Here is a 25,508-nt window from a genome sequence, read left to right on the forward strand (position 1 = left end):
GGGCTCTGATCTTACTGAGTGTGATCGATACCGCCATGATCTTCTACGCCGTTCACACAAAGCTCGAGTCTCTGGAAAACTACTTTAAGCCGTGGCGTTCCATATCCGTAGACCACAGTGTCATAAGTGGGGGGTTTCACGGAAAAATCTTTCACCTTGCCGCTATCAGCTTTTTGATTTCATCCAAAAAAAATCACAGCAAGGAACCCTCTTTAAAGGAAGCTGTGCAACGTCTTCCGAAGGAACTGCAATTTTGGGCGACATATCCATTTCATATAGCGTATTTCGTGACGGGTACATCAACCACTCTTTGGTTGTACGGAAAATACAGTGGTCTACTCAGTTGAATAGCGAACATTGAGGTTTCCACGCAACCATATGATTGAAGACAGCTATAGCAATGGGAATTGAAATGGAATTTAGCCCTCAACTTGACCTCATTTATCTCCTCGCATGGGGGGTTGTACTGCTACTTTTTTCCTCAGCGAGGCAATCGTGTTATTTGCCGCCTATTGCCGGCTTGATCAGATGGAAGGCCACTTCATTGCATCTCATCTTGTGGGAATTAATAGGAAAGCGTGCCCCATCTCAGCGGAAAATTCTTCGGGGTACTTGCCTGACACCAGCGAATAGTTAGTCTGCCATTCAATAAAAACGCGGCCCTTCTGGTGCCGCGTTTTTTGTGTCTGCTCAGTCCCCTTGATCTGCCAGCGGGGTCGACGTTATCCAACGCCTTTCACCGCCAGCTCGCCCACCAGCGCAGCCGAGTTGAATTCCGCAAGGCAATTGGTAAATCGCTCTCATCTCTCCTCTGTCGAATGCTCTCACCGCACGGGTCGACTTGTCCTACAGGTGTTTTGACAGCCGGGGTCTACCGTTGAAAACGGGAACGAAAAGGACGGCTTCGATGCCTTGACCAATTCGATTATCGAGACAACACTATACGTAGGTAGCGTACAGAACATGGATGCTCTTTTTATCGAATTACCTATTTTTCAGAAACATCGAGACGATTACCTCGATGACGATCTGTTTCGTAGCTTTCAGCTGGAGTTGCTGAGAAATCCAGAAGCGGGCGATCTCATTGAGGACACCGGTGGGCTGCGCAAAATCCGCTTCTGCGATCAACGACGAGGCAAGGGCAAGCGCAGCGGATTACGGGTGATTTATTACTGGTGGTCAGGCTTCGATCAATTCTGGCTGTTCACCCTGTACAACAAAAACGAGCAAGACGACCTGTCGCCGTCCCAGAAAAAAATTTTCAGACAGGCGCTAGAAAGAGAAATCAACACGAGATCCCACTATGAAACGTGACATTTTTTCCGAACTGATGGATGGCCTCGAAGCCCTGGCGGATGAACGCCAAGGCAAAATCACTTTGCGAACCCACAAGGTTCAGTTGCCAAAACTGGTACCCATCACTGCCGAGGAAGTGGTAGCCGTCCGCCAACAGCTCAACCTCTCCCGGTCTGTGTTCGCCATGTATCTGCGCACCAACACCCGAACCCTGGAGAACTGGGAACAGGGACGGGCAATACCCAATGCCCAAGCCACGACACTGATCCGTCTGGTCGAACGCTTTCCGCAGACGATCGAACAACTCGCAGCCTTGACCTGAACCGTCGAGGTTCCAACGATGCTGGTTCGGCCGGATAAATTTGATACCTGGAATGCCCCCATCGCGATCCGACTTACCCGCGACGACGGACTATCAGGCACAAACAAAAACGGCACCTCTCGGTGCCGTTCGCCTTGCTCAGTACAGAAGCTTACTTACGTGCGTCCGCCCACGATTTCAGCAGTTCGTTGTAGTTCACGGTTTCACCCTTGGGCTTCTCGTTCGCCAGTTTCGGCTTCGGTGCACCCGGCTGATCGAACCAGTATTGAGCATCCCGTTCCGGGTTCATTTTCGGTGCGCAGGTGGCTTGCGCCTTCGAGCGTTCCAGACGCGTCATGATCGCGTCCTGATCCTTGGCCAGGCCATCCAGCGCCTGTTGCGGAGTCTTCTCGCCGCTCGCGGCTTCGGCGATGTGGCTCCACCACAGTTGTGCCAAACGTGGATAGTCCGGCACGTTGGTCCCGGTCGGGGTCCATTGCACGCGGGCCGGGCTGCGATAGAACTCAACCAGACCACCGAGTTTCGGTGCGAGGTCGGTCATGGCTTGCGAGTTGATGTCCGACTCGCGGATCGGGGTCAGGCCGACGATGGTTTTCTTCAGCGAGACGGTTTTCGACGTCACGAATTGCGCATAGAGCCACGCTGCAAGTTTTTGTTTCTCAGGCGTGGACTTCATGAACGTCCAGGAACCCACGTCCTGATAACCCAGCTTCATGCCCTCTTCCCAGTACGGTCCGCGTGGTGACGGCGCCATGCGCCATTTCGGGGTGCCGTCGGCATTCATTACCGGCAGGCCCGGTTTGGTCATGTCGGCGGTGAACGCGGTGTACCAGAAGATCTGCTGGGCGATGTTGCCTTGGGACGGCACCGGACCGGATTCGGAGAAGGTCATGCCCGCTGCTTCCGGTGGCGCATAGGCTTTAAGCCAGTCGACGTATTTGGTGGTGGCAAACACCGCCGCCGGGCCGTTGGTATCGCCGCCACGGGTCACGCTGGAACCGACCGGGTGGCAATCCTCGACGCGGATGCCCCACTCGTCAACCGGCAAACCATTGGGGATGCCCTTGTCGCCAGCACCGGCCATGGAGAACCAGGCATCGGTAAAGCGCCAGCCCAGGGACGGGTCTTTCTTGCCGTAGTCCATGTGCCCGTAGACACGCTTGCCGTCGATCTCCTTGACGTCTTCGCTGAAGAACTTGGCGATGTCTTCATAGGCCGACCAGTTCACCGGCACGCCCAATTCGTAGCCGTACTTTTCCTTGAACTTGGCTTTGAGCTCAGGCCGTTCAAACCAGTCGGCGCGGAACCAGTACAGGTTGGCGAACTGCTGGTCAGGCAGCTGATAGATCTTGCCGTCCGGCGCAGTGGTGAACGAGATGCCGATGAAGTCTTTGAGGTCCAGGGTTGGCGAGGTGAAGTTCTTGCCTTCGTTGGCCATCAGGTCGGTGATCGATTCGGTCTTGCCGTAGCGAAAGTGCGTACCGATCAGGTCCGAGTCGTTGACCCAGCCGTCATAGATGTTCTTGTCCGATTGCATCTGGGTTTGCAGCTTTTCCACCACGTCGCCTTCCTGCAGCAAGTCGTGGGTCAGCTTGATCCCGGTGATTTCGGTAAAGGCCTTGGCCAGCGTTTTGGATTCATATTCGTGGGTCGCGATGGTTTCCGAAACCACCTTGATGCTCATCCCGCGAAACGGCTCGGCGGCCTTGATGAACCACTTCAGCTCTTCGAGCTGCTGCTCTGGCGTGAGGGTGGACGGTTTGAATTCGCTGCCGATCCATTTCTTGGCGGCGTCTTCGTAGGCATCGGCCCAGGCCGAAGCGCTCAGACCGCTGAGTGCCAGCATGGCTGCCAATGAAATGCTATGTCGCAGCTTATTGTTTTTGTCGAACATAGAGACCTCCTTATTGAGTTTCGGAGCAACATTGCCGAGCGATTCGACTAGCCCCAACGCATCACAGCCAACAGCCACACCAGGGACAACGCGAACGCAACCCAGATGCTCCAGTCGGTGACGCCGATTACCAGCAAATGCAGGTAGGCGCTGCCGAGAAGACCGATAAACAGCCGATCGCCACGGGTGGTGGCAATCGGCAGAAAACCACGCCGAGGGACACTCGGCGAACGTAATTCCCACGTCGTCATGCCCGCTAGAATCAGGCCAATGGCGATGAAGAACGCCGCCGTGGGGACAGTCCAGCTCATCCATTCCATCATCAGCTCCTCAGACCCGGCCGAGGGCAAAGCCCTTGGCCACATGGTTGCGAACAAACCAGATCACCAGCATGCCCGGCAGGATGGTCAACACCCCTGCCGCCGCCAGCACGCCCCAGTCAATGCCGGACGCCGAGACGGTTCGGGTCATCACCGCCGCAATCGGTTTGGCGTTCACCGATGTCAACGTTCGCGCCAGCAGCAGTTCGACCCAGGAAAACATGAAGCAGAAGAACGCCGTGACACCGATCCCGGAGCCAATCAGCGGCACGAAAATCTTCACGAAGAACTTGGGGAAACTGTAGCCGTCAATGTAGGCAGTTTCGTCGATTTCCTTCGGAACGCCAGACATGAACCCTTCAAGAATCCACACCGCCAATGGCACGTTAAACAGACAGTGGGCCAACGCCACGGCGATGTGCGTGTCGAACAAACCGATGGAGGAATACAGCTGGAAGAACGGCAGCAGGAACACCGCCGGCGGCGCCATGCGGTTGGTCAGCAGCCAGAAAAACAGGTGCTTGTCTCCGAGAAAGCGGTAGCGCGAGAAGGCGTAAGCCGCCGGCAACGCCACGCTCAGGGAAATGATCGTGTTCAGGCTCACGTAGTACAGCGAGTTGAGGTAACCGGTGTACCAGGCCGGATCGGTGAAGATCACTTTGTAATTGGCGAAGGTGAAATCCTGCGGAAACAACGTCAGGCCGCTGAGGATTTCGGTGTTGCTCTTGAAGGACATGTTCAGCAGCCAGTAGATCGGCACCAGCAGGAACAGGATGTAGATCAGCAACGGAATAAGCTTTCTTTTACTCATGGCAGACCTCAGCGGTTGGCGTCAGAGTGAGTCATGGCGGTGTAGAACAGCCAGGACACCAACAGGATGATCAGGAAGTACACCAGCGAGAAAGCAGCCGCCGGGCCGAGGTCGAACTGCCCGATGGCCATTTGCGTCAGGGTCTGGCTGAGGAACGTCGTGGCATTCCCCGGACCACCGCCCGTGAGCACGAACGGCTCGGTGTAGATCATGAAACTGTCCATGAACCGCAGCATCACCGCAATCAACAGCACGCTCTTGAGCTTGGGCAGTTGGATGTGTCGGAAAACCGCCCAGGCCGATGCCCGATCAATCCGCGCCGCCTGGTAGTACACGTCCGGAATCGCCCGCAACCCCGAGAAGCACAACAGCGCCACCAACGATGTCCAGTGCCAGACGTCCATCACCAACACCGTGACCCAGGCGTCCATGGTGTTCGCCGCATAGTTATAGCTGATGCCCATCGCGTTGAGGCTCGAACCCAGCAGGCCGATGTCGGCCCGACCGAAGATCTGCCAAATGGTCCCGACCACGTTCCACGGGATCAGCAGCGGAATCGCCAGGATAATCAGCACCAGCGACGACCAGCGGCCCTTGGTCGGCATGGTCAGGGCGATGCCGATGCCCAGCGGGATTTCGATCAGCAATACACAGGCGGAATAGATGAATTGGCGCAGCAGCGAGTCGTGCAGACGTGGATCAAGCAGCACCTGCTTGTACCAGTCGGCGCCGACGAAGTAGCGGCTGGACTGGTCGAAGATGTCCTGCACCGAATAGTTGACCACGGTCATCATCGGGATCACCGCACTGAACGCCACCAGCAAAAACACCGGCAGGACCAGCCACCAGGCCTTGTTGTTCTGCACCTTGTTCATGGCTGCGTCTCCAGCAGGTAATCGTCGGCATAGACCATCAACCACTGTGCCGGGAAATTGATCCAGGCGGTTCCCTCAGGCACTGGCTTGTCTTCGGCCAAGCGCACTTTCAACGGGGCGCCGTCGAGGTTCAGGGTCATGATCTTGTAGGTGCCGAGGTCTTCGACGTGTATGACCTTTGCCTGCATCGCGTCATCGAACGGTTCGTCCCACACATGCACGAACTCGGGACGGATGCCGACCTTCAGGGTTTTCCATTCCGACTCGGCGATGCGTTTCAGTTGGGCGTCGGACAAAGGCAAATGAGTTGACGCAAACCCGACACCACCCGGTTGCGGTTGCACCTCGATCAGGTTCATCCCCGGACTGCCAATGAAATAGCCGACAAACGTGTGGCTCGGCCGCTCGAACAACTCGCGCGGAGTGCCGAATTGCACGATCTGTCCGCCGTACATCACCGCGATCTTGTCGGCGAAGGTTGAGGCTTCGAGTTGATCATGGGTGACGTAGACCATGGTGATGTTGAACTGCTCGTGGATCTGTTTGAGCTTGCGTCGCAGCTTCCACTTCAGATGCGGGTCGATCACCGTCAGCGGTTCATCAAACAGGATCGCCGAGACGTCGTCGCGCACCAGCCCTCGGCCCATGGAGACTTTCTGTTTTTCATCGGCGGTGAGGTTGCGCGCCTTTTTGCTCAGCAGCGCCTGAAGGTCGAGTACTTCGGCGATTTCCTGCACCTTGCTGTGAATTTTCGCTTCAGCCATGCCCTGATTGCGCAGCGGGAAGGCCAGGTTGTCGAACACCGTCATGGTGTCGTAGACCACCGGAAACTGGAAAACCTGAGCGATGTTGCGCTTCTCGGGGGTCAGGTCATTGACCGCTTTGCCGTCGAACAGGACATGACCCTGGGACGGGCTGAGTAACCCGGAAATGATGTTGAGCAACGTCGACTTGCCGCAGCCCGAAGGCCCGAGCAAGGCATAAGCACCGCCCTGCTCCCAGACGTGGTCCATCTCGCGGATCGCATAATCCTCGGGGCCGGTCGGCGTGCGGGTGTAACTGTGGGCGAGGTTCTGCAAACGGATTTCGGCCATCAGGCAACCCTCGCGATGCGGCGACCGGGCGCCTGGACCAGCCGCCCCTGCGCATCGAACACAAATAGTTTATGGGTCGGGATATAGATCCGGATCGGCGCATCGACGTCGTATTCGTGGACGCCGGGCAAGTGCAGCACCAACAGGAAATGTTCGTTGCGCACGTGGAGGAAGGTTTCCGAACCACTGATCTCGGCCACCTCGACAGTCACCGCGAGTTCGAGGTCATCGTCGTTGCTCGGCACCAGCGAGATATGGCTCGGGCGCACGCCGAAGCGGAACTCGCCTTCGCCCACTGGCCGCAGGTCCACGTTCAACGGAAAGTGCACAAAATTGGCGAAGCTCACTTCGTTGCCGGCGATGCGACCCGGCATCAGGTTGATCGGCGGCTCGGAGAACAGCTCCGCCGCCAGCACGGATTGTGGCTGGTGATAGACCTCGGAGGATTTGCCGCTCTGGATCACCCGGCCCTCGTGAAGAATGGTCGTGGTGCCGCCCAGGGCCAGCGCTTCGTTGGGTTCGGTGGTGGCGTAGATGGCGATGGTGTGCCGGGCCTTGAACAGCTCGCGCATTTCCTGACGCAGTTCTTCGCGCAACTTGTAGTCGAGGTTGACCAGCGGCTCGTCGAACAGGATCAGCTCGGCATCCTTGACCAACGCCCGGGCCATCGCGGTGCGCTGTTGCTGGCCGCCGGAGAGTTCCAGCGGATAGCGCTGGAGGAATTTCTCGATGCGCAGCATCTTGGCAGTTTCCAGCACCTTGCTCTGGATCAGCTCATTGGAAACACCGCCCTGGCGCAAGGGCGAGGCGATGTTCTCGAATACGGTCATGGTCGGGTAGTTGATGAACTGCTGATAGACCATCGACACGTTACGCAGACGCACCGGGCGCTGCGTGACGTCGACACCGTTCATCAGGATGCGGCCGCTGTCCGGCTTGTCCAGACCGGCCATCAGGCGCATGAGGCTGGTTTTGCCGGACAGCGTACGGCCGAGCAAAACGTTGAAGGATCCGGGTTCAAAACTAAGGCACGCATCGTCGATCCAGGTCTGGCCTTCGACGGTGCGGCTGACGTGCTCCAGGGTTAATGACATGGCTCGGCCTTTTTTATTATTTGGAGTCAAGCGACCGGAGCAGTAGAGCGAGTTTCATGCCAGAAATTGCAAGCTGTTGATCTGGTTTGAAAATCTTTGAAAAGGTGTCAAAACTACTTTCGTTGCTGAACAGAAATGAACAACCGCGACTGAACAATTGAACAATCCAGCCGTTGACAATGAACAATAGTGAACAACACTCTACGGATACTTTTTGCCTTCCCACAAGCAAGGCCAGAATTGCAGAACCTGTGGGAGTGAGCCTGCTCGCGATGGCGGTGAGTCAGTCAATATTGATGTCGACTGACCCACCGCCATCGCGAGCAGGCTCACTCCCACAGGGAAATACCTATAACAACAATAAAAGCGTTATTCAGAGGCTGACTGTCATGGCCGCACCTGCCCCCGTTTTGTCCCACGACGCCATCATCCAGGACTCCTGGTCCCGTTGCCGTGCGTTTGGCCTCAATCATCAAAGCGCACCGGCGTTCGACCAGCTGCCGGCCGAGGGCATTGCCCAGTTGCTGGAGAGCCAGCATTCCCTGGTGCAGACCACGCATCAGGAAGTCCTGCCGTATTACGAAAACATCCTGAGCAATTCCAACTGCCTGATCATGCTCGCCGACAATCAGGGCCAGGTGCTGACGTCCTGGGGTACCCAGCGTTTTATCGAGCCGAGCCTGACCCGCGGTTTCAGCGCCGGCGCGAGCTGGATGGAGCGTTGCAGCGGCACCAACGCGATCGGCACTGCGCTGGCCTGCGAGCAGGCCGTGCACATTGAGCACGATGAACACTTCCTCAAGGCCAACCGCTTCATGACCGGTTCCGCCGCGCCGATTTTCGATGCCGAGCGCAAGGTGATCGCGGTGCTGGACGTGTCCAGCGACAGCTACCTGCCGCCGTCTCACACCCTCGGCATGGTCAAGATGATGAGTCAAACGGTGGAAAACCGGCTGATCCTCAACCTCTTTCACGGACAGCATTTCCAACTGACCTTCAACACCGGACTGAACAACCTCGACAGCCAATGGGCCGGTTTGCTGATCTTCGATGAAACCGGTCAGGTGCTGTCCGCCAACCGCCGGGCCGATAATTTGTTGGGCATCAGCCTGTCTCGGGTCAGTGTCGAGAGCTTGTTCAAGGTGTCGCTGCTGGAACTGCTGAATCAGCCGGAAGGCTTGCCCTTTGCGCTGCAAGCCTCTGGTCGCAACCGCTTCCAGTGCCTGTTGAAACGGCCGAAACAGGTGCCGATTCAAGCACGACTGTTTTCTGAACCAAAGAGCGCGGAACCTGCGGTTATCGCGCCAACTGCGATCAGCCTCAACACCCTGCATTTCGGCGACAGTCGCGTGGAAAAAGCCGTGCGCCAGGCCGAACGGTTGCTGGAAAAAGACATTCCGCTGTTGATCCACGGGGAAACCGGGGTCGGCAAGGAAGTCTTCGTCAAAGCCTTGCACCAAGCCAGCTCCCGGAGCAAACAGTCATTCATCGCCGTCAACTGTGCTGCGATCCCCGCCGAACTGGTGGAATCCGAGCTGTTTGGCTACGAGAAAGGCGCGTTCACCGGCGCCAATCAGAAAGGCAGCATCGGGCTGATCCGCAAGGCTGATAGAGGCACGCTGTTCCTTGATGAAATCGGTGACATGCCGTTGCCGACCCAGGCGCGACTGTTAAGGGTGTTGCAGGAACGTTGCGTGCAACCGGTGGGCAGCAGCGAGTTGTTCCCGGTGGATATCCGGATTATTTCGGCGACCAACCGCTCGCTGCGCGAGCAGGTTCAGTTGGGCCGGTTTCGGGAAGATCTTTATTACCGGATCGGCGGTTTGACCCTCGAATTGCCGCCATTGAGAGAACGCAGCGATAAGCAGGCGTTGTTCAAACGGTTGTGGGAGCAACATCGTGAACCGTCGCAGTGGGCCGGGTTAAGCCGTGAAGTGATGGAATTATTCAGCCGACATCCGTGGCCGGGGAATTTACGGCAAGTCAGCAGCGTGATGCAGGTGGCGCTGGCCATGGCCGAGGAACAACCGGTGCGGCCGGAGCACTTGCCGGATGATTTTTTTGTCGATCTGGAAATGGAACCGGTGGATTCGCCGGAGCCGCTGACGGTGGATTTGAATGATGTGGAGGATTTGAATCGGCAGTTGCAGGCGGCTGGGGGGAATATCTCGCACCTGGCCCGCAGGCTGGGTGTGAGCCGCAATACCCTCTACAAGCGGTTGCGCCAGGCTGAGTGACGAGTGAACAGTAGTGGCTGGGGTCGGCTGTAGACCATTCGCGGGCAAGCCTCGCTCCTACAGGGGCGCGTCGTTCGCCTAAATTGTGTAAGATGCGACCTTGTAGGAGCGAGGCTTGCCCGCGAAAGCGTCAGCCGAGGCACCGCTGCATTTAAGTCCTCCCCACAAACAAAAACCCGCACAAGGCGGGTTTTGTTTTGCAGCAAACACAGCAATCAGTCAGCCAAACGCCAGGTCGTACCACCCTTCCCGTCTTCCAGCACCACGCCCATCGCAGTCAACTGGTCGCGGATACGGTCGGACTCAGCCCAGTCTTTACCGGCACGAGCCGCCAGTCGCGCAGCAATCAGCGCATCAACTTCAGCCGCATCAACCCGCCCTTCAGCACCGGCCTGCAGGAAGTCATCCGCCTCAAGCTGCAACACGCCCAGCACGCTGGCCAGTTCCTTCAAGCGCGCCGCCAGACCCGCTGCCGCATCGAGATCGCTCTCACGCAAACGGTTGATCTCGCGAACCATCTCAAACAGCACCGCACAGGCTTCCGGCGTACCGAAGTCGTCGTTCATCACCTGAGTGAAACGCTCGACAAAGGCTTCGCCGCCAGCCGGTGCCGCGTTCGGCAGGCCTTTCAACGCATGGTAGAAACGCTCGAGTGCGCCCTTGGCGTCCTTAAGGTTGTCTTCCGAGTAGTTGATCGCGCTGCGGTAGTGGCTCGACACCAGCAGGTAGCGCACGACTTCCGGGTGGTACTTTTCCAGCACGTCGCGAATGGTGAAGAAGTTGTTCAAGGACTTGGACATCTTCTCGCCATTGATGCGAATCATGCCGCAATGCATCCACGCGTTGGCGTAGGTCTTGCCGGTGGCCGCTTCGCTCTGGGCGATTTCGTTTTCATGGTGCGGGAACTCGAGGTCGCTGCCGCCGCCATGAATATCGAAGGTCTCACCCAGGCAGCAGGTCGACATCACCGAGCACTCGATGTGCCAGCCCGGACGACCGTCGCCCCACGGCGATGGCCAGCTCGGTTCGCCCGGCTTGGCACCCTTCCACAGCACGAAGTCCAGCGGGTCCTGTTTCGACTCGTCGACTTCGATCCGCGCGCCGATACGCAGGTCTTCGATCTTCTTGCGCGACAGCTTGCCGTAGCCCATGAATTTGGCGACGCGGTAGTACACGTCGCCATTGCCCGGCGCGTAGGCGTAACCCTTGTCGATCAGGGTCTGGATCATCGCGTGCATACCGGGAATATGCCCGGTGGCGCGCGGTTCCATGTCCGGCTTCTGGATGTTCAGGCGCGCTTCATCTTCGTGCATCGCCGCGATCATGCGCTCGGTCAACGCTTCGAACGACTCGCCGTTCTCCTTGGCCCGATTGATGATCTTGTCGTCAATGTCGGTGATGTTGCGCACATAAGTCAGGTCGTAGCCGCTGAACCGCAACCAGCGGGTCACCAGGTCGAACGCGACCATGCTGCGGCCGTGGCCCAGGTGGCAGTAGTCGTACACGGTCATTCCGCAGACGTACATGCGCACCTTGTTGCCATCCAGCGGCTTGAAGACTTCTTTGCTCTTGGTGAGCGTGTTGTAGATCGAAAGCACTTTTGAGGTTCCTTGAATCACTGGCCCCACGAATCACGCAAGGTCACGGTACGGTTGAATACCGGATGACCTGGTTTCGAGTCCTTGATATCCGCGCAGAAGTAACCCTCGCGCTCGAACTGGAAACGGTCTTCCGGCTGTGCATTGGCCAGCGAAGGCTCGGCACGACAACCAGTGAGTACTTGCAGCGAGTCAGGGTTGATGTTGTCCAGGAAACTGGCGCTGTCTTCGGCCTTCTCAGGGTTCGGCGAGCGGAACAGGCGATCGTACAGTCGCACTTCGCACTCGATGCTGGCCGCAGCCGGCACCCAGTGCACCACGCCTTTGACCTTGCGGCCTTCAGGGTTCTTGCCCAGGGTTTCCGGATCGTAGGAGCAACGCAGTTCGACGATGTTGCCATCAGCGTCCTTGATCGCTTCGTCAGCACGAATCACGTAGCTGCCGCGCAGACGCACTTCGCCGTTCGGCTCCAGGCGCTTGTAGCCTTTTGGTGGCTCTTCCATGAAGTCATCGCGGTCGATGTAGATTTCACGGGCGAACGGCAGCTTGCGCACGCCGAGTTCTTCTTTCTGCGGGTGGCGAGGCAGTTCGAGGTGATCGACCTTGTCTTCCGGGTAGTTGGTGATCACGACTTTCAACGGACGCAGCACGCACATGGCGCGCGGGGCGTTCGCGTCGAGGTCCTGACGGATGCTGAACTCAAGCATGCCGAAGTCAACCACGCCGTCGGAACGGTTGGTGCCGACCATGTCGCAGAAATTGCGGATTGACGCCGGGGTGTAACCACGGCGGCGGAAGCCCGACAGCGTGGACATGCGCGGATCGTCCCAGCCGAAAACGTGCTTTTCATCGACCAGTTGCTTGAGCTTGCGCTTGCTGGTGATCGTGTAGTTCAGGTTCAGGCGGCTGAACTCGTACTGACGCGGGTTCGCCGGAACCGGCAGGTTCTCGAGAAACCACTCGTACAGCGGACGGTGGCTTTCGAACTCCAGGGTGCAGATCGAGTGGGTGATGCCTTCGATGGCGTCCGACTGACCGTGGGTGAAGTCATAGTTCGGGTAGATGCACCACTTGTCGCCGGTCTGGTGGTGGTGAGCATGACGGATGCGATACATGATCGGGTCGCGCAGGTTCATGTTCGGCGAGGCCATGTCGATCTTGGCCCGCAACACGCGTGCGCCGTCCTTGAACTCGCCGGCCTTCATACGGGCGAACCAATCGAGGTTTTCTTCCACGGAGCGGTCGCGGAACGGGCTGTTCTTGCCCGGCTCGGTCAGGCTGCCACGGTATTCCTTGGCCTGTTCAGGGCTCAGGTCGTCGACGTAGGCCTTGCCGGCCTTGATCAGCTCGACGGCCCAGTCGTGCAACTGGTCGAAATACTGCGAGGCATAGCGCACTTCACCGGACCATTCGAAGCCCAGCCATTTGACGTCGCTTTCGATCGCGTCGATGTATTCCTGGTCTTCCTTGGCCGGGTTGGTGTCGTCGAAACGCAGGTGCGTGACGCCGCCAAATTCCTGGGCCAGGCCGAAGTTCACGCAGATCGACTTGGCGTGACCGATGTGCAGGTAGCCGTTGGGCTCAGGCGGGAAACGGGTGACGATCTGCGTGTGCTTACCCGAGTCCAGGTCCGCCTGGATGATCGGGCGCAGGAAATTGACCGGCACGGCAGGGCCGGTCTTGGAATTCGAGGTAGGGTCGACAGTGGGCTTGCTCATAGGATCCTTGAACGTACAAGTGCGCGGCCAGTTGGCCAAATCAAAGCGGCTGTTAAAACAAAGGGGCTTATCATAGCCGATGCCGTCAAGTCGCTGACAGTACAGGCCCGAAAACGGCTGCATTTAATCGGATGCAAATGAAAAACAGCCTCGAAATTCGCGCCCGGCACGCTAAACTGCGCACCTTGGCTGTTGCTGGCCAGACCGGTTGGGGGCTGTAACGCCCCGAAACCCACGAATTCATATAAAACGCATCTCCTAAAAGAGTCCACGATCATGACCCAAGTCAAACTCACCACCAACCATGGCGACATCGTCCTGGAACTGAACGCTGAAAAGGCACCGCTGACCGTTGCCAACTTCATCGAGTACGTTAACGCCGGTCACTACGAAAACACTGTTTTCCACCGCGTCATCGGTAACTTCATGATCCAGGGCGGCGGTTTCGAGCCAGGCATGAAAGAAAAGAAAGACAAGCGCCCAAGCATCCAGAACGAAGCCGACAACGGCCTGCCGAACGAGAAGTACACCGTGGCCATGGCGCGCACCATGGAGCCGCATTCGGCTTCCGCCCAGTTCTTCATCAACGTCGCTGACAACAGCTTCCTGAACCACAGCGCCAAGACCACTCAGGGCTGGGGCTACGCCGTGTTCGCCAAAGTCGTTGAAGGCACCGACGTTGTCGACAAGATCAAAGGTGTTTCCACCACCATGAAATCCGGCCACCAGGACGTGCCAGCAGAAGACGTGATCATCGAGAAAGCCGAGATCATCGAAGCGTGATACTGCTGATTTCAGACTTGCATCTGGAAGAGGAGCGCCCGGACATTACCCGGGCGTTTCTGGATTTGCTCGCCGGACGTGCCCGCTCGGCGAGTGCGCTGTACATTCTGGGCGACTTTTTCGAGGCGTGGATTGGCGACGATGCCATGACGCCGTTCCAGCGTTCCATCTGCCAGGCCCTGCGCACTCTTAGCGACAGCGGCACGGCGATTTTTCTGATGCACGGCAATCGCGACTTCATGCTGGGCCAGGCCTTTTGCAAACAGGCCGGCTGCACGTTGTTGAAGGACCCGAGTGTCGTGCAGTTCAACGGCGAGCCGGTGCTATTGATGCACGGCGACAGCCTCTGCACCCGCGACGAGGCTTATATGAAGCTGCGTCGCTATCTGCGTAATCCGATCACCTTGTTCATCCTGCGCCACTTGCCTTTGCGGACTCGCCATAAACTGGCGCGCAAGCTGCGCAGTGAAAGCCGTGCGCAGACGCGGATGAAGACCAATGACATTATCGATGTCACGCCGGAAGAAGTGCCGCGGATCATGCAGGCCTATGGCGTGAAGACCTTGATCCATGGGCACACCCATCGCCCGGCCATTCACAAGTTGCAGATTGGCGAGCAGGCTGCCAAACGCATTGTGTTGGGGGATTGGGATCGTCAAGGGTGGGCGTTGCAGGTGGATGAGCAAGGGTTTGCGCTGGCTCCCTTCGACTTCGCCCCGCCGCCACAACTGGCTGCCCCCACGATCTAACTGACACTTCCTCCTGTAGGAGCGAGGCTAGCCCGCGAAGGCGGCGTGTCAGTCAACATTGATTTTGACTGACACACCGCCTTCGCGGGCAAGCCTCGCTCCTACAGGGGGCTGCGGCGAGCTTAGTGGCCGGAGGACGCAGGGCCTGCTTTTGCGGCAAACGGTGGTTTCGCCAGCCACACAATCACGATCAAGCCCATGAACGCCCACCCCAGCAGCGTGAAGTAATCCACGGTGGAGAGCATGTACGCCTGGCTGGTCAGCACATGATCCAGCTGCGCATACGCCGGGTTGCTCGCACCGCCCAGCGCATTCAGCGCCTCACGAGTCGCAGGCTCATAGGTGCTGATGCTTTCGCTCATATAGGCGTGATGCTGATCCGCCCGGCGGATCCAGATCCACGTGGTCAACGACGCCGCAAAGCTACCGCCCAACGTCCGCAGGAACGTCGCCAGGCCGGCGCCGTCGGCGATCTGGCTCGGTGGCAGGTCCGACATCAGGATGCTCAAGGTCGGCATGAAGAACAGCGCCACGCCAATGCCCATGAACAGTTGCACCAGGGCGATGTGCTGGAAGTCCACTTCGTTGGTGAACCCGGCGCGCATGAAGCAGCTCAGGCCAATCGCCAGGAACGCCAGCCCGGCCAGCAGTCGCAGGTCGAACTTGTGCGCGTACTTGCCGACAAACGGCGACATCAGCACCGGCAAAATCCCGATCGGCGCCACCGCCAGCCCCGCCCACGTCGCCGTGTAACCCATCTGGGTTTGCAGCCATTGCGGCAGGATCAGGTTGATACCGAAGAACCCGGCGTAACCCAACACCAGCACAATGGTGCCGATACGGAAGTTACGGTAGGCAAACAGTCGCAGGTTGACCACCGGATGTTTGTCAGTCATTTCCCAGATCACAAACACCGCCAGCGCGATCACTGAAATGGCCGCGCCGATGAGGATGAAGTTCGATTCGAACCAATCGAGGTCGTTGCCCTTGTCGAGGATCACCTGCAACGCGCCGACGCCGATAATCAGCGTGATCAGACCCACGTAATCCATCGGCTGACGGCTGGTTTCCACCGGACGCGCCTTGAGTTGCTGGCGCACCACCATCACCGCGAAGACACCGATTGGCACGTTGATAAAGAAGATCCACGGCCAGCTGTAACTGTCGGTAATCCAGCCGCCGAGGATCGGGCCGGCAATCGGCGCGACCACCGTGACCATCGCCAGTAACGCCAGGGCCATGCCGCGCCTCGCTGGGGGATAAACCGCGATCAGCAGCGTCTGGGTCATCGGGTACAACGGACCCGCCACCAGACCTTGCAGCACCCGGAAGCCAATCAGCTCGGGCATCGAGGTCGAGATACCGCAGAGAAACGAGGCCAGTACAAACAGAACAGTCGCCCAGAGGAACAGCTTCACTTCACCAAAGCGCCGGCTGAGCCAACCGGTCAGCGGCAGCGCAATCGCATTGCTCACCGCAAACGAAGTGATCACCCAGGTGCCCTGCTCCGAACTCACGCCCAGGTTGCCGGAAATCGTCGGCAGCGCCACGTTGGCGATGGTGGTGTCGAGCACTTGCATAAAGGTCGCCAGCGACAGGCCGATGGTGGCGAGCAGCAGGCTGGGCGGCGTGAAAGACGCGTTATTGCTCATCGCAAATCCTTTGAAACCTGATGGGCGCTGCGCCTGTTACAGACGCAGCTGACCTTGTAGGAGCGAGCCTTTGTGGTGAGGACGCTTTTGTGGCGAGGGGATTTATCCCCGTTGGGTTGCGTAGCAGCCCCAAAATCTCGACAGCTATCAAGATTTTTGGGAGTGCTTCGCTCTCCAACGGGGATAAATCCCCTCGCCACAAAGGCTCGCTCCTACAGGGTGCGTGTCAGCGCTGCACGGTTTTGCTGATCGCAGCGCTGTTGTCATGGATCAACTGAGTGATCATCGCGTCAGCCTCGGCCAATTGACGGTCGTAGACGTTGGTGCTGAACGAAGCCCTTTGCGGCGGCTGTTGCGCCAGCACCGGGCCGCTCTGGTCATGCAGGTTCACATCGACCTGGGTCGACAGGCCCACCCGCAACGGGTGCTTGGCGAGCTCTTCGGCGTTGATGTGAATCCGTACCGGCACCCGCTGTACGATTTTGATCCAGTTACCGGTGGCGTTCTGCGCCGGCAGCAGGGCAAACGCGCTGCCGGTGCCGGCGCCGAGGCTGTCGATGGTGCCGCTGAATTTCACGTCGCTGCCGTAAAGGTCGGCCTCGATGTCCACCGGCTGACCGATGCGCATGTCACGCAGCTGGGTTTCCTTGAAGTTGGCGTCGATCCACAGCTGATCCAGCGGAATCACCGCCATCAGCGCCGTGCCCGGCTGGACACGCTGGCCCAATTGCACGGAACGTTTGGCGACATAGCCGGTGACCGGCGCGATCAAGGTGCTGCGGGAGTTGTTCAAGTAGGCCTGACGCAATTGCGCGGCAGCCGCCATCACGTCCGGATGCGACGAAACCACGGTGTCATCCACCAGTGCGCTGGTGGTTTTCAGTTGCTGTTTGGCGTTGGCCAGGGCGTTTTGCGCCGAGGTCAGGTCGTCGCGGGCGTGGGACAGTTCTTCCTGGGAAATCGCCCCGCCAGCAGCGAGGTTTTTCCGGCGATTGAAGTTGTCCTGGGCCTTCTGTACTTCGGCCTGCTGGGCGTTGACCTGGGCTTTCATGCCGTCGACGTTGCTGTACAAGCCGCGAACCTGACGCACGGTGCGGGCCAGGTTGGCCTGGGCACTTTGCAGACCGACTTGGGCATCATTCGGGTCGAAGTTGATCAGCACCTGGCCTTCATGCACCAGGTCGCCGTCGTCAGCGCCGATGCTCACGACGGTGCCGGTGACCAGCGGGGTGATTTCCACCACGTTGCCGTTCACATAGGCATCGTCGGTGCTTTCATTCCAGCGCCCGTAGAATTCGTGATACCCCCAGACGCCGACACCGGCGAGGATCACCACGATCGCCAGCACCACCAGCATGATTTTGCGTTTGCGCGGATTGCTGGTGTCCGGAGTGCTGTCAGGGGTTTGTGTTGTCGTTTCGGCAGTGGCCATGACAAATACCTTGAATTAGTTGTGCTGCGTGGCTGGGAGTGCGTTGGCTGCGGTCAGGGTTTCGCCCTGAAAGCCGCCGCCCAGCGCCTGCATCAGTTGGATCGACAAGTCGATCTGCTCGGCATTCAGGTTGGCCAACTGACGCTGGGCCTGGAGCAATTGCTGCTCGATGCTGAGCACGTCCAGGTAGTTACCGATGCCGGAACCGTACCGCTGGACCACGGTGTTGTAAGAATCCTGGGCAATGTCGGTGGCGTGTTGCTGCGCCCCGATCTGCCGGCCGATATCGCGCAACTGGTTGATGGTGTCGCTGACATCACCCAGGGCTTTCACCAGACTTTTGTTGTACTGCGCCACCGCGAGGTCGTAATCGGCATCGCGGGAATCGAGGTCGGCGCGCAGGCGGCCACCGTCGAAAATCGGCACAGAGATCGTCGGCGCTACGTTGAAGAAACGGCTGGCCGAACCAAACATCGCATCACCCAGCAACGACTCGGCACCGGCCGCGGCGCTCAGGTTGAGGTTGGGGTAGAACTGGGTTTTGCCGGCGGCGATGTTTTTGCTCGCGGCCTCGACCCGCCAGCGTGCAGCCACCAGGTCTGGACGACGACCGAGCAACTCGGCCGGCAGTACCGATGGCAAAGCCACGGCGCTGGCTTGCAGGATCTTCGGCCGGGCGATTTCATTGCCGCGATCCGGGCCTTTGCCGAGCAGCACGGCCAACGCGATTTTCGCGCTTTGCAGGCGTTTTTCGGCGTCGATCAAGCTCGCTTCGGAGCTGGCTTCCAGGCTTTCGGTTTGCTGGAACTGGTACTGGCTGTCGATCCCCGAACTCAGGCGACGCTGGCTCAGGTCGAGCATCTGCCTGGTGCGCTTGAGGTCTTCATTGGCCAGGTCATAGACGATGTGCGCCTGACCCAAGTCGCTGTAGGCGCGGGCGACGTCGGCGGACAAGGTCAGTTGCGCGGCCTGCTGATCGACTTCGGCAGCACGGGCCTCGCCCAACGCGGCTTCCCAGGCGTCACGCTGACCGCCCCAGAGGTCGAAGTTGTAATTGAAACTGGCACCGATGTTACGCAGGGTGGAATACGTGCCACCCTGCCCGCTCGGGTCCTGATCGCGGGCCAGGCGCGAACGGCTGACACCGGCGCTGGCATCGAGAGTCGGCATGCGCGCGGCATCGGCGGCATACGCGGCGGCGCTGGCCTGGTGGGCGCGGGCGTCGGCGATCTGCATGTCGGGGCTGTCGTGCAGGGCTTCGCGGATCAAGCCGTCGAGTTGCGGGTCACCGAGGCTTTTCCACCAATCGCTTTTCGGCCAGGCCGCGGGCGACAGGGTCACGCCGCTGAGGGATTGCCCGGCCTTGAGGTTTTTCGCATCGAGGCTGACGCCTTCGGTGGTCAGGCCGCTGTAACTGGCGCAACCGGCCAGGGTCATGGCCGCCAGCACCAGGCTCAGGCCCGCACGCAGGGTTTTACTGTTCATTTGTCACCTACCCGCAGCAGCGTGATCGAGTCACCGGCTGCCACCAGAATTTTCTTCAGGATCTGTTCGAGGGTTTGCAACTCCTCAGGGGTGATCGCGCCGGCCAGTTCATTCATGGCGTCGGCGCCGATCTCCGGGAGGCGGGCAGCCAGTTGCTGGCCTAGTTCCGTCAGCACCAGTTGAACCTGACGGCGATCCGCCTCGGAACGTTGGCGGGCAAGGAAACCTTTCTGTTCCAGACGATCGAGCATGCGGGTCATCGACCCGCTGTCCAGCGACAGGTGACGGCACAGCTCGGCCGGAGTATCGACGCCGAACTGGGCCATGATGATCAACACTTTGAACTGCGCGGCGGTGATGCCGTGGGGTTCCATGTGCGTGTCGATGATCCGGTCCTTGAGCAGCGCAGCGCGCCCAAGCAGGAGGCCGAGATGGCAAGTGTGGAATGCGTCTGGGGTGAAATGTTTCATCTGACCACCAATTAGCTGCCTAGGCAGAGAATGTATGACGAGATGTTACTGCCTAGGCAGCGAATGTCAACGTAATAGTTAGGTTGCTTGCTATTTAGGTGATAAATGGCGCGGATTTTGTGGCGGGCACACAGACGCTTTCGCGGGCAAGTCGGATCGCCGCACCGCTCGCTCCTACAGGTTCGGTGTAACCCCTGTAGGAGCTAGGCTTGCCCGCGAAAGCAGCGACTCGGTTTAGGAAGGAACGGGGGTTTAGAAATCCCGCTTGTAGAAGATGTCCAGCGAACTGGCCACGCCGCCGGCGGCTTCGAGGTAGACCTTTTTGCTCAGCTTGTAGCGCAAGGCAATGGTGTTGGCCGGCTCGAACACACCAACGCCATAACGCAGGCTGAGCTTCTCGGAGATATTGCCGCTGGCCACGACGCTGGTGGTATTGCCGCTGCCCTGGGTGTCGAGCTGAAAATCCTGAATCCCCAGATCGTTGGCCAGTTTGCCGGTCACCCCGGAACTGCCCATCAAGCCCAACCCGAGTGCTGCCTGGGCCAGCATGTTGTTGTCTTCACCATTGGTGCTCAGCGGACGCCCCAGCACCAGATACGACAAAGCCTGCTCCTGACTCATCGCCGGCTCGGAGAAAATCTGCGTAGTCGGCTGTTCGGCGCTGCCGCTGAGGCGAATCCCGGCGATCACGTCGTCGGTCTGGCGAATGGCTTCGATGTCCAGATACGGCTGGTCAATCGGACCAGCGAACAACAGCCGCGCACGGCGGACCGTCAGTCGCTGACCGTACGCCCGATAACGCCCATCGTTGAGCCAGAGCTCGCCCCGGGTGTCCATGTTGTCGCCGATGTGCACGTGCCCTTGCAGGTTGGCGGTCAGGCCAAACCCGGCAAAACTGAGTTTGTCCTCACCCACCACCACGTCGATGTCCATCTTCATGGCCAGCGGCGGCTTGCCCTCTTCGGTCTGCTGGCCGACGATCACCGTGTCATCGGAAACCTTGACCGTCGACGGCGGCAACTCGCGCACAGTGATCGCGCCCTTGGGCACCAATACTTTGCCGGTGATCGCCAGTTTATCGTCCTTCATCGAGATCTTCAGGTCCGGCGCCACTTCGAGCTTGGCATACGGTTCGACGGTGACGGGCAACTGTGAGCCCTTGAGCGTCAGATCCACCACCAGCGCCTGACCCCAGGCGATGTTGCCGTTGAGACTGCCCTGCCCGTTCTTGCCGCTTTTCCAGCCACCGTTCAATTGCACGGTTTCGCCGGCGATCAGCGCTTGAAGCTGCAAACCCTGCAACTCCATCGGCAATTCAGGTCCAGACACTTCGCCGTCGCTGAGCAGCAGGTTGCCATTGACCTGCGGTGTCAGCAGATCGCCAGAGAGCGTGCCACTGCCGTTCAAACGCCCAGTGAGTTTCTCGACCATCGGCACAAATGGCCGCGCCACCGACAGATCCAGGCCACTCAGACGGAACGACCCGGTAAGCGGTTTGTTTTTCGGCAGCGGATTGATTTGCGCCTGCACCATCAGCTCGCCGAGCTTGCCGCCGACGAAATTGAGGTCGGTATCGATGCGTTTGGGCGTGAGCTTGCTGGTGAGTTTCAGGGTCTGGTACGGGAAGTCCAGCCACTGATCCTTTTCCTTCATGCGCAACGTGCCACCGCTGGCATCGACGCTGACCTGGCCGTTCGGGCCGCTGGCCGGCAGGTCCAGTTGCAGGTCGGCGTTGAGCTTGCCCTTCCAGGCGAAATCTTTAGGCAGCCATTGCGCGAGGCTTTCAATCGGGAATTGCTTGAGGTGATAACGCAGCTTCGGTTCCGGCATCAAACGCTGGTCTTCGCCACACAGGCTGGCCGGGCCGGACATCCAGCAATGGGCGCCAAAGTTGATTTTACCGTCCGCCAGCCGTTCGAGTTTCGCCGGGCCTTGCAGCTTCCAGTCCTGACCACCGGCCTGGATATCACCACTGGCCAGGCGTCCGCGCCAGTTGCCCTTGTCCAGCGAACCGTCAAGGCCGAGCGCCAGTTTCAGCTTCGGCCCTTGCAGGTCGAGGGCAAGTTTCTGGTTCTTGATATCGCCCTGACCGCTGGCGGTCAGCGTGCCCAGCGAGGTGTCGCCGGCCTGAATGCCGCTGCCCTTGAGGTCGATTTTCGCCCGTTGCGCGCCGTCGAGGGTCGCGTCCAGGTTCAGGCTTTGCAGGCGATTGTCTTCGAAGGCCAGTTTCGTGCCTTGCAAGCCGAGCTTGCCTTGCGGCGCCTTCAGCGTACCGGCGACATCGACGCGACCGTTGAGCTGACCGCGCAGTTGCGGCCAGAGTTGGGCCAGGCGTGGCAGCTTGATGTCGATCTGGCCGGCGAGCTTCTGTTGCAGGCTGCCCTTGCCGGTGATGCTGTTGTCACCGAGGCGGATTTGCAGTGCGTTGAGGTTCCATTGCTCACCAGCGCCATCGGCCTTGGCCTGGATCACCGCCGGCTGACCGCGCAGTTTGCCTTTCAGGTCGAGGTCGGCGCTCAGGCTGAGCTTTTCATTCTTCATCTCGCCTTGGCTGCGCAACGGCCCGGCCAGCGTACCCGGCAACTCCGCGACCCAATACGCGGGGTTGATCGCCGACAGGTCGAGCGCGGTGTCCCAGGCAATGCCATCGGCAAATTGCAGGTTCAGATGCCCGACGGCCTTGCCCTGCCCGGCTTCGAGTTGAATTTGTTGCAGATAGATTTTCGTCAGATCGCCGCTGAACGGGCTGTCGAGGCTGAACGCACCCGCCGGGCCGTCGAGGGCCGATTTGAAGTGACCGATGTATTTGCCGTCGGTGTAGGAGACTTCACCGTTGAAGCTGCGCAACGCCACTTCTGGCTCGTCGATCAGCGGATAGAGGCGGTGCCAGGGGAAATCCAGCCAGTCGATTTTCGCGTCGGCGCTCAGGCCTTTGCTCCAGTCGAGGTTGCCGGTGAGTTTAAGGCTTTGCTTGTCGTTGGCGGTCAGGTCGAGGCCGGCAATCTGCGCGCCGTTGGCGTCGACCTTGCCTTGCAGCAACAGCGCGACCGGGCCTTTTTCAGCGGGCAATGTAGCTTTGCCGAGCAACTGGTAACCGTTTTTCAGGTCGCCGTCGCCGGTGAGTTCCAGTTGATTGAGTTGCAGCGTGTCCGGCAGATCGGCGCTGGGTTTGAAGCCGTCGGCGGTGATCCGTACTTTGGCCGGAAGGTTGTCCACCAGCGGTTGCAATTCGCCGGTCAGTTGGCCGTTCAAGTAACCGCTGCTGTCGGCTTTCAGGTTCAGGGTTTTCAGCAGGTCGCCGTCCACCTTCAGGGCCAACGCCCAAGGCTCGGGCGCTGGCAGGGTCAACGTGCCTTCGGCCTTGAGCGACCAGTTACCGCTGGGTTGCAAAAGGCCGGACAGATTCAGGCTGAGCTCGTCACGCTGCAACTTCACCGAGTCGATCTGCAACCCTTGCGCCGTCCAGTGCGCGGCCAGTTGCAAGCCTTTGAGTTCTTCGCTGCCGTTGAACAGCAGGCTGCCGACCTGCACATCGCCCAGTTCGATCGCCAGGGGCAGGTTCAAATCCGGGAGCGTGATCGGCCCGCTGCTTTCTTCTTCGGTGCCCGGCGGGAATTGCAGGCTGACCTGATCGGCCTTCAATTGCTCGATGCACAAGGTCATGCGCGTCAGGCACAGCGGTGACCAGGCGAATATCGGTTTGCTCAGCTCAACCCGGCTGGTGTCCTGCTGCCACAGCAGATGATCAGCACTCCACTGCCCGCCCAACCGGCCCTGGAAATTCTCCACCGTCAGACCCGGCACAAAGCCGAGCGCCCAACGGCTGCCGGTCGCCGTGCCCAGCACCGTGGTCACGGCCAGGACGACCAGCATCAGCAACGCCAGAATCGCCAGCAGCGTTATTTTCAAACCACGATTCACAGCTCGGGCCCCATGGAAAAGTGCAGTCGAATACCACCGTCGTCGTCCATCGCATGGGCCAGGTCGAGGCGAATCGGCCCCACCGGTGACACCCAGCGCACGCCGATGCCGACGCCGGTCTTGAGGTTCGGCAGTTCGAGTGTATTAAAGGAGTTGCCCTGGTCAACGAAGGTAGCGACTCGCCATTTTTCGGCGACGGAGTACTGGTACTCGACGCTGCCGGCGATCATGTAGCGACCACCGATGCGGTCGCCCTCGGAGTTTTCCGGGGAAAGGCTTTGATAGTCGTAGCCGCGCACGCTCTGATCGCCACCGGCGAAAAACCGCAATGACGGCGGCACAGACTTGTAGCCGTTGGTGGCGCTGCCGCCGACCTGCACCCGGCCGAGGAAACGGTGTTTATCGAAGACCGTGGTCAAGCCTTTGACGAGTGCGGTGCCGTAGACCAGGTTGTTGTCCGACCCCAAGCCTTCCTTGGCCACTTTGGTCTCGAACTCCAGGCGATAGCCGTTGTGCGGGTCGATGCGGTTGTCGCTTTTCAGGTAGGAATAACTGACGCCGGGCATCAGCAATGTGCTGAGTCCCGAGTCGTCGCCGAGCCGGTATTCCTCGCGCTGCCACTTGAGCGACACCACGCGCTGCCAGCCGCTGGGCAACTTGCTGTGCCACTCGGGACCGAGGGTCAGGAGTTTGCTGAGGGAGTCCTTGTCGGCGATTTCTTCGTTTTGATAGCCGCCGGCGAAGCGCAGTTTGTCGGTCAGCGGCGGGTCCAGGGGGATGTCGTAGAACACCCCGACGTTCTGCCGTGGCGCCGAGATTTCAGTCTCCCAGCCGTAGCTGTGCCCCTGCGGGTTGACCCAGTGCCGGGTCCAGTTGGCCTTGATCCGGGGGCCGACGTCGGTGGAATAGCCAAGCCCCAGGCCCATGGTCCGTGGTTTGCGGGTTTCCAGTTTGACGTCCACCGGGATCACATCGTTCTTTGACGCCGTCGGTGCCGCATCCACCCGCACACTTTCGAAATAGCCGCTCGATTGCATGGCCTGATTGAGTTCGGCGATCAGTTCCGAGTCGTAAGGCGCGCCTTCCTTGAACGGCACCATGCGTCGCAGCAGGTCTTCATCGAACGGCGTGTCGCCCTCGAAACTGACTTTGCCCAGGGCATAACGCGGGCCGCTGTCATAGACGAGGTCGATGTCGGCGACGCCGGCGCGCGGGTCTACCGACAATGTCTGATGCGTGAAGTGACCACTGAAGAAACCATAGCGCGAAGCCTGATTCTGGATCAGTTTCTTGGCGTCTTCATAACGGCCATGGTTCAGCACCGCGCCGGTTTTCAGCGCGGCGCTTTTGGGTACACGAAAGGCTTTGAGGGAGGCCGCCGGGCCGTCGATGCGAATCGTGACATTGCGCAAATGCACCGGCTCGCCGGGATCGATGTTGAGGATCAGGCGCGGCGTCTTGCCGCCCTTCACGTCGCTGTCGATCTGCGGCTGGTAATAGCCCAAGGCCTGGGCGGCCTTGCGCGCCTGTTCTTCGGCGCCACGACTGAAGCGGAGCAAGGCTTCTTCGTCACGATCGCCGAGGCTGCCGATATAGCCCTCTATATTGGCTTTCAGTTCATCGTTGGACGGTTTGATCCGCACATCCAATTCACTTTGCGCCAGTGCCGCGCAGCTGGTGAACAGCATCAGCACGCCACTGGTAATTCTTCCTGGAAACTTCATAGGCGCGGATGCTATCACGAGCTTGGGAGCGTG

19 protein-coding genes are annotated in these 25,508 nt (G+C 59.3%); 5 read left to right on the forward strand and 14 right to left on the reverse strand.

Annotated features, from left to right (window positions below):
• The first annotated feature begins 963 nt into the window (after positions 1-963).
• Positions 964-1,314, forward strand: a complete 351-nt coding sequence (locus ACYZTY_RS17685) for a toxin (RefSeq protein WP_461954793.1) — start codon at positions 964-966, stop codon at positions 1,312-1,314.
• Positions 1,304-1,618 carry a helix-turn-helix domain-containing protein gene (locus tag ACYZTY_RS17690; RefSeq protein ID WP_461954794.1) on the forward strand — a complete coding sequence of 105 codons (315 nt, stop codon included), beginning with the start codon at positions 1,304-1,306 and terminating at the stop codon, positions 1,616-1,618. Before ACYZTY_RS17685 ends, ACYZTY_RS17690 begins: the two co-directional genes overlap by 11 nt.
• A gap of 151 nt (positions 1,619-1,769) precedes the next feature.
• On the opposite strand, the gene ACYZTY_RS17695 is transcribed toward ACYZTY_RS17690, so the two are convergent.
• From ACYZTY_RS17695 to ACYZTY_RS17720, 6 genes are read right to left on the reverse strand one after another with little or no spacing between them, the layout of a single operon-like run.
• Positions 1,770-3,512 carry an ABC transporter substrate-binding protein gene (locus ACYZTY_RS17695; protein WP_461954795.1) on the reverse strand — a complete coding sequence of 581 codons (1,743 nt, stop codon included), beginning with the start codon at positions 3,510-3,512 and terminating at the stop codon, positions 1,770-1,772.
• A gap of 47 nt (positions 3,513-3,559) precedes the next feature.
• Entirely contained in the window at positions 3,560-3,832 is a 273-nt protein-coding gene (locus tag ACYZTY_RS17700) for a DUF2160 domain-containing protein (RefSeq protein ID WP_109629387.1), read from the reverse strand.
• 10 nt (positions 3,833-3,842) lie between these two features.
• Positions 3,843-4,643 carry a carbohydrate ABC transporter permease gene (locus ACYZTY_RS17705; protein WP_131062347.1) on the reverse strand — a complete coding sequence of 267 codons (801 nt, stop codon included), beginning with the start codon at positions 4,641-4,643 and terminating at the stop codon, positions 3,843-3,845.
• An 8-nt stretch (positions 4,644-4,651) separates the two neighbouring features.
• Positions 4,652-5,518, reverse strand: a complete 867-nt coding sequence (locus tag ACYZTY_RS17710) for a carbohydrate ABC transporter permease (RefSeq protein ID WP_131062346.1) — start codon at positions 5,516-5,518, stop codon at positions 4,652-4,654.
• On the reverse strand, positions 5,515-6,612 hold the full coding sequence (locus ACYZTY_RS17715) for an ABC transporter ATP-binding protein (protein WP_461954796.1): 1,098 nt from the start codon (positions 6,610-6,612) through the stop codon (positions 5,515-5,517). The genes ACYZTY_RS17710 and ACYZTY_RS17715 overlap by 4 nt, the downstream gene beginning before the upstream one ends.
• On the reverse strand, positions 6,612-7,706 hold the full coding sequence (locus tag ACYZTY_RS17720; RefSeq protein WP_084321340.1) for an ABC transporter ATP-binding protein: 1,095 nt from the start codon (positions 7,704-7,706) through the stop codon (positions 6,612-6,614). The genes ACYZTY_RS17715 and ACYZTY_RS17720 overlap by 1 nt, the downstream gene beginning before the upstream one ends.
• Before the next feature lie 389 nt (positions 7,707-8,095).
• Between ACYZTY_RS17720 and ACYZTY_RS17725 the strand changes: the two genes are divergently transcribed.
• On the forward strand, positions 8,096-9,943 hold the full coding sequence (locus ACYZTY_RS17725; RefSeq protein ID WP_461954797.1) for a sigma-54-dependent Fis family transcriptional regulator: 1,848 nt from the start codon (positions 8,096-8,098) through the stop codon (positions 9,941-9,943).
• Between the two features lie 215 nt (positions 9,944-10,158).
• Here the strand turns inward: ACYZTY_RS17725 and cysS are convergent, their stop codons facing one another.
• Positions 10,159-11,541 carry a cysteine--tRNA ligase gene (cysS, locus tag ACYZTY_RS17730; RefSeq protein ID WP_461954798.1) on the reverse strand — a complete coding sequence of 461 codons (1,383 nt, stop codon included), beginning with the start codon at positions 11,539-11,541 and terminating at the stop codon, positions 10,159-10,161.
• Between the two features lie 17 nt (positions 11,542-11,558).
• Positions 11,559-13,259: a glutamine--tRNA ligase/YqeY domain fusion protein gene (locus ACYZTY_RS17735; RefSeq protein ID WP_461954799.1), complete on the reverse strand. Its 1,701-nt coding sequence runs from the start codon at positions 13,257-13,259 to the stop codon at positions 11,559-11,561.
• 276 nt (positions 13,260-13,535) lie between these two features.
• Between ACYZTY_RS17735 and ACYZTY_RS17740 the strand changes: the two genes are divergently transcribed.
• Entirely contained in the window at positions 13,536-14,042 is a 507-nt protein-coding gene (locus ACYZTY_RS17740; RefSeq protein WP_461954800.1) for a peptidylprolyl isomerase, read from the forward strand.
• A complete protein-coding gene (gene lpxH / locus ACYZTY_RS17745; protein ID WP_461954801.1) occupies positions 14,039-14,791 on the forward strand; it encodes a UDP-2,3-diacylglucosamine diphosphatase in 753 nt (250 codons plus the stop codon). Before ACYZTY_RS17740 ends, lpxH begins: the two co-directional genes overlap by 4 nt.
• A gap of 122 nt (positions 14,792-14,913) precedes the next feature.
• Here the strand turns inward: lpxH and ACYZTY_RS17750 are convergent, their stop codons facing one another.
• The 6 genes from ACYZTY_RS17750 to ACYZTY_RS17775 all read right to left on the reverse strand — a co-directional run bounded on the left by ACYZTY_RS17750 (position 14,914) and on the right by ACYZTY_RS17775 (position 25,475).
• A complete protein-coding gene (locus ACYZTY_RS17750; RefSeq protein WP_461954802.1) occupies positions 14,914-16,443 on the reverse strand; it encodes a DHA2 family efflux MFS transporter permease subunit in 1,530 nt (509 codons plus the stop codon).
• A gap of 226 nt (positions 16,444-16,669) precedes the next feature.
• Positions 16,670-17,875 carry an HlyD family secretion protein gene (locus ACYZTY_RS17755; RefSeq protein WP_461954803.1) on the reverse strand — a complete coding sequence of 402 codons (1,206 nt, stop codon included), beginning with the start codon at positions 17,873-17,875 and terminating at the stop codon, positions 16,670-16,672.
• 15 nt (positions 17,876-17,890) lie between these two features.
• Complete coding sequence (locus tag ACYZTY_RS17760; protein ID WP_461954804.1) at positions 17,891-19,360, reverse strand: efflux transporter outer membrane subunit; 1,470 nt, start codon at positions 19,358-19,360, stop codon at positions 17,891-17,893.
• On the reverse strand, positions 19,357-19,830 hold the full coding sequence (locus ACYZTY_RS17765; protein ID WP_461954805.1) for a MarR family winged helix-turn-helix transcriptional regulator: 474 nt from the start codon (positions 19,828-19,830) through the stop codon (positions 19,357-19,359). The genes ACYZTY_RS17760 and ACYZTY_RS17765 overlap by 4 nt, the downstream gene beginning before the upstream one ends.
• Before the next feature lie 252 nt (positions 19,831-20,082).
• Positions 20,083-23,751: a translocation/assembly module TamB domain-containing protein gene (locus tag ACYZTY_RS17770; protein WP_461954806.1), complete on the reverse strand. Its 3,669-nt coding sequence runs from the start codon at positions 23,749-23,751 to the stop codon at positions 20,083-20,085.
• On the reverse strand, positions 23,748-25,475 hold the full coding sequence (locus ACYZTY_RS17775) for an autotransporter assembly complex protein TamA (RefSeq protein WP_461954807.1): 1,728 nt from the start codon (positions 25,473-25,475) through the stop codon (positions 23,748-23,750). Before ACYZTY_RS17775 ends, ACYZTY_RS17770 begins: the two co-directional genes overlap by 4 nt.
• Positions 25,476-25,508 lie beyond the last annotated feature (33 nt).

It is taken from the genome of Pseudomonas sp. LB1P83 (assembly GCF_054897885.1).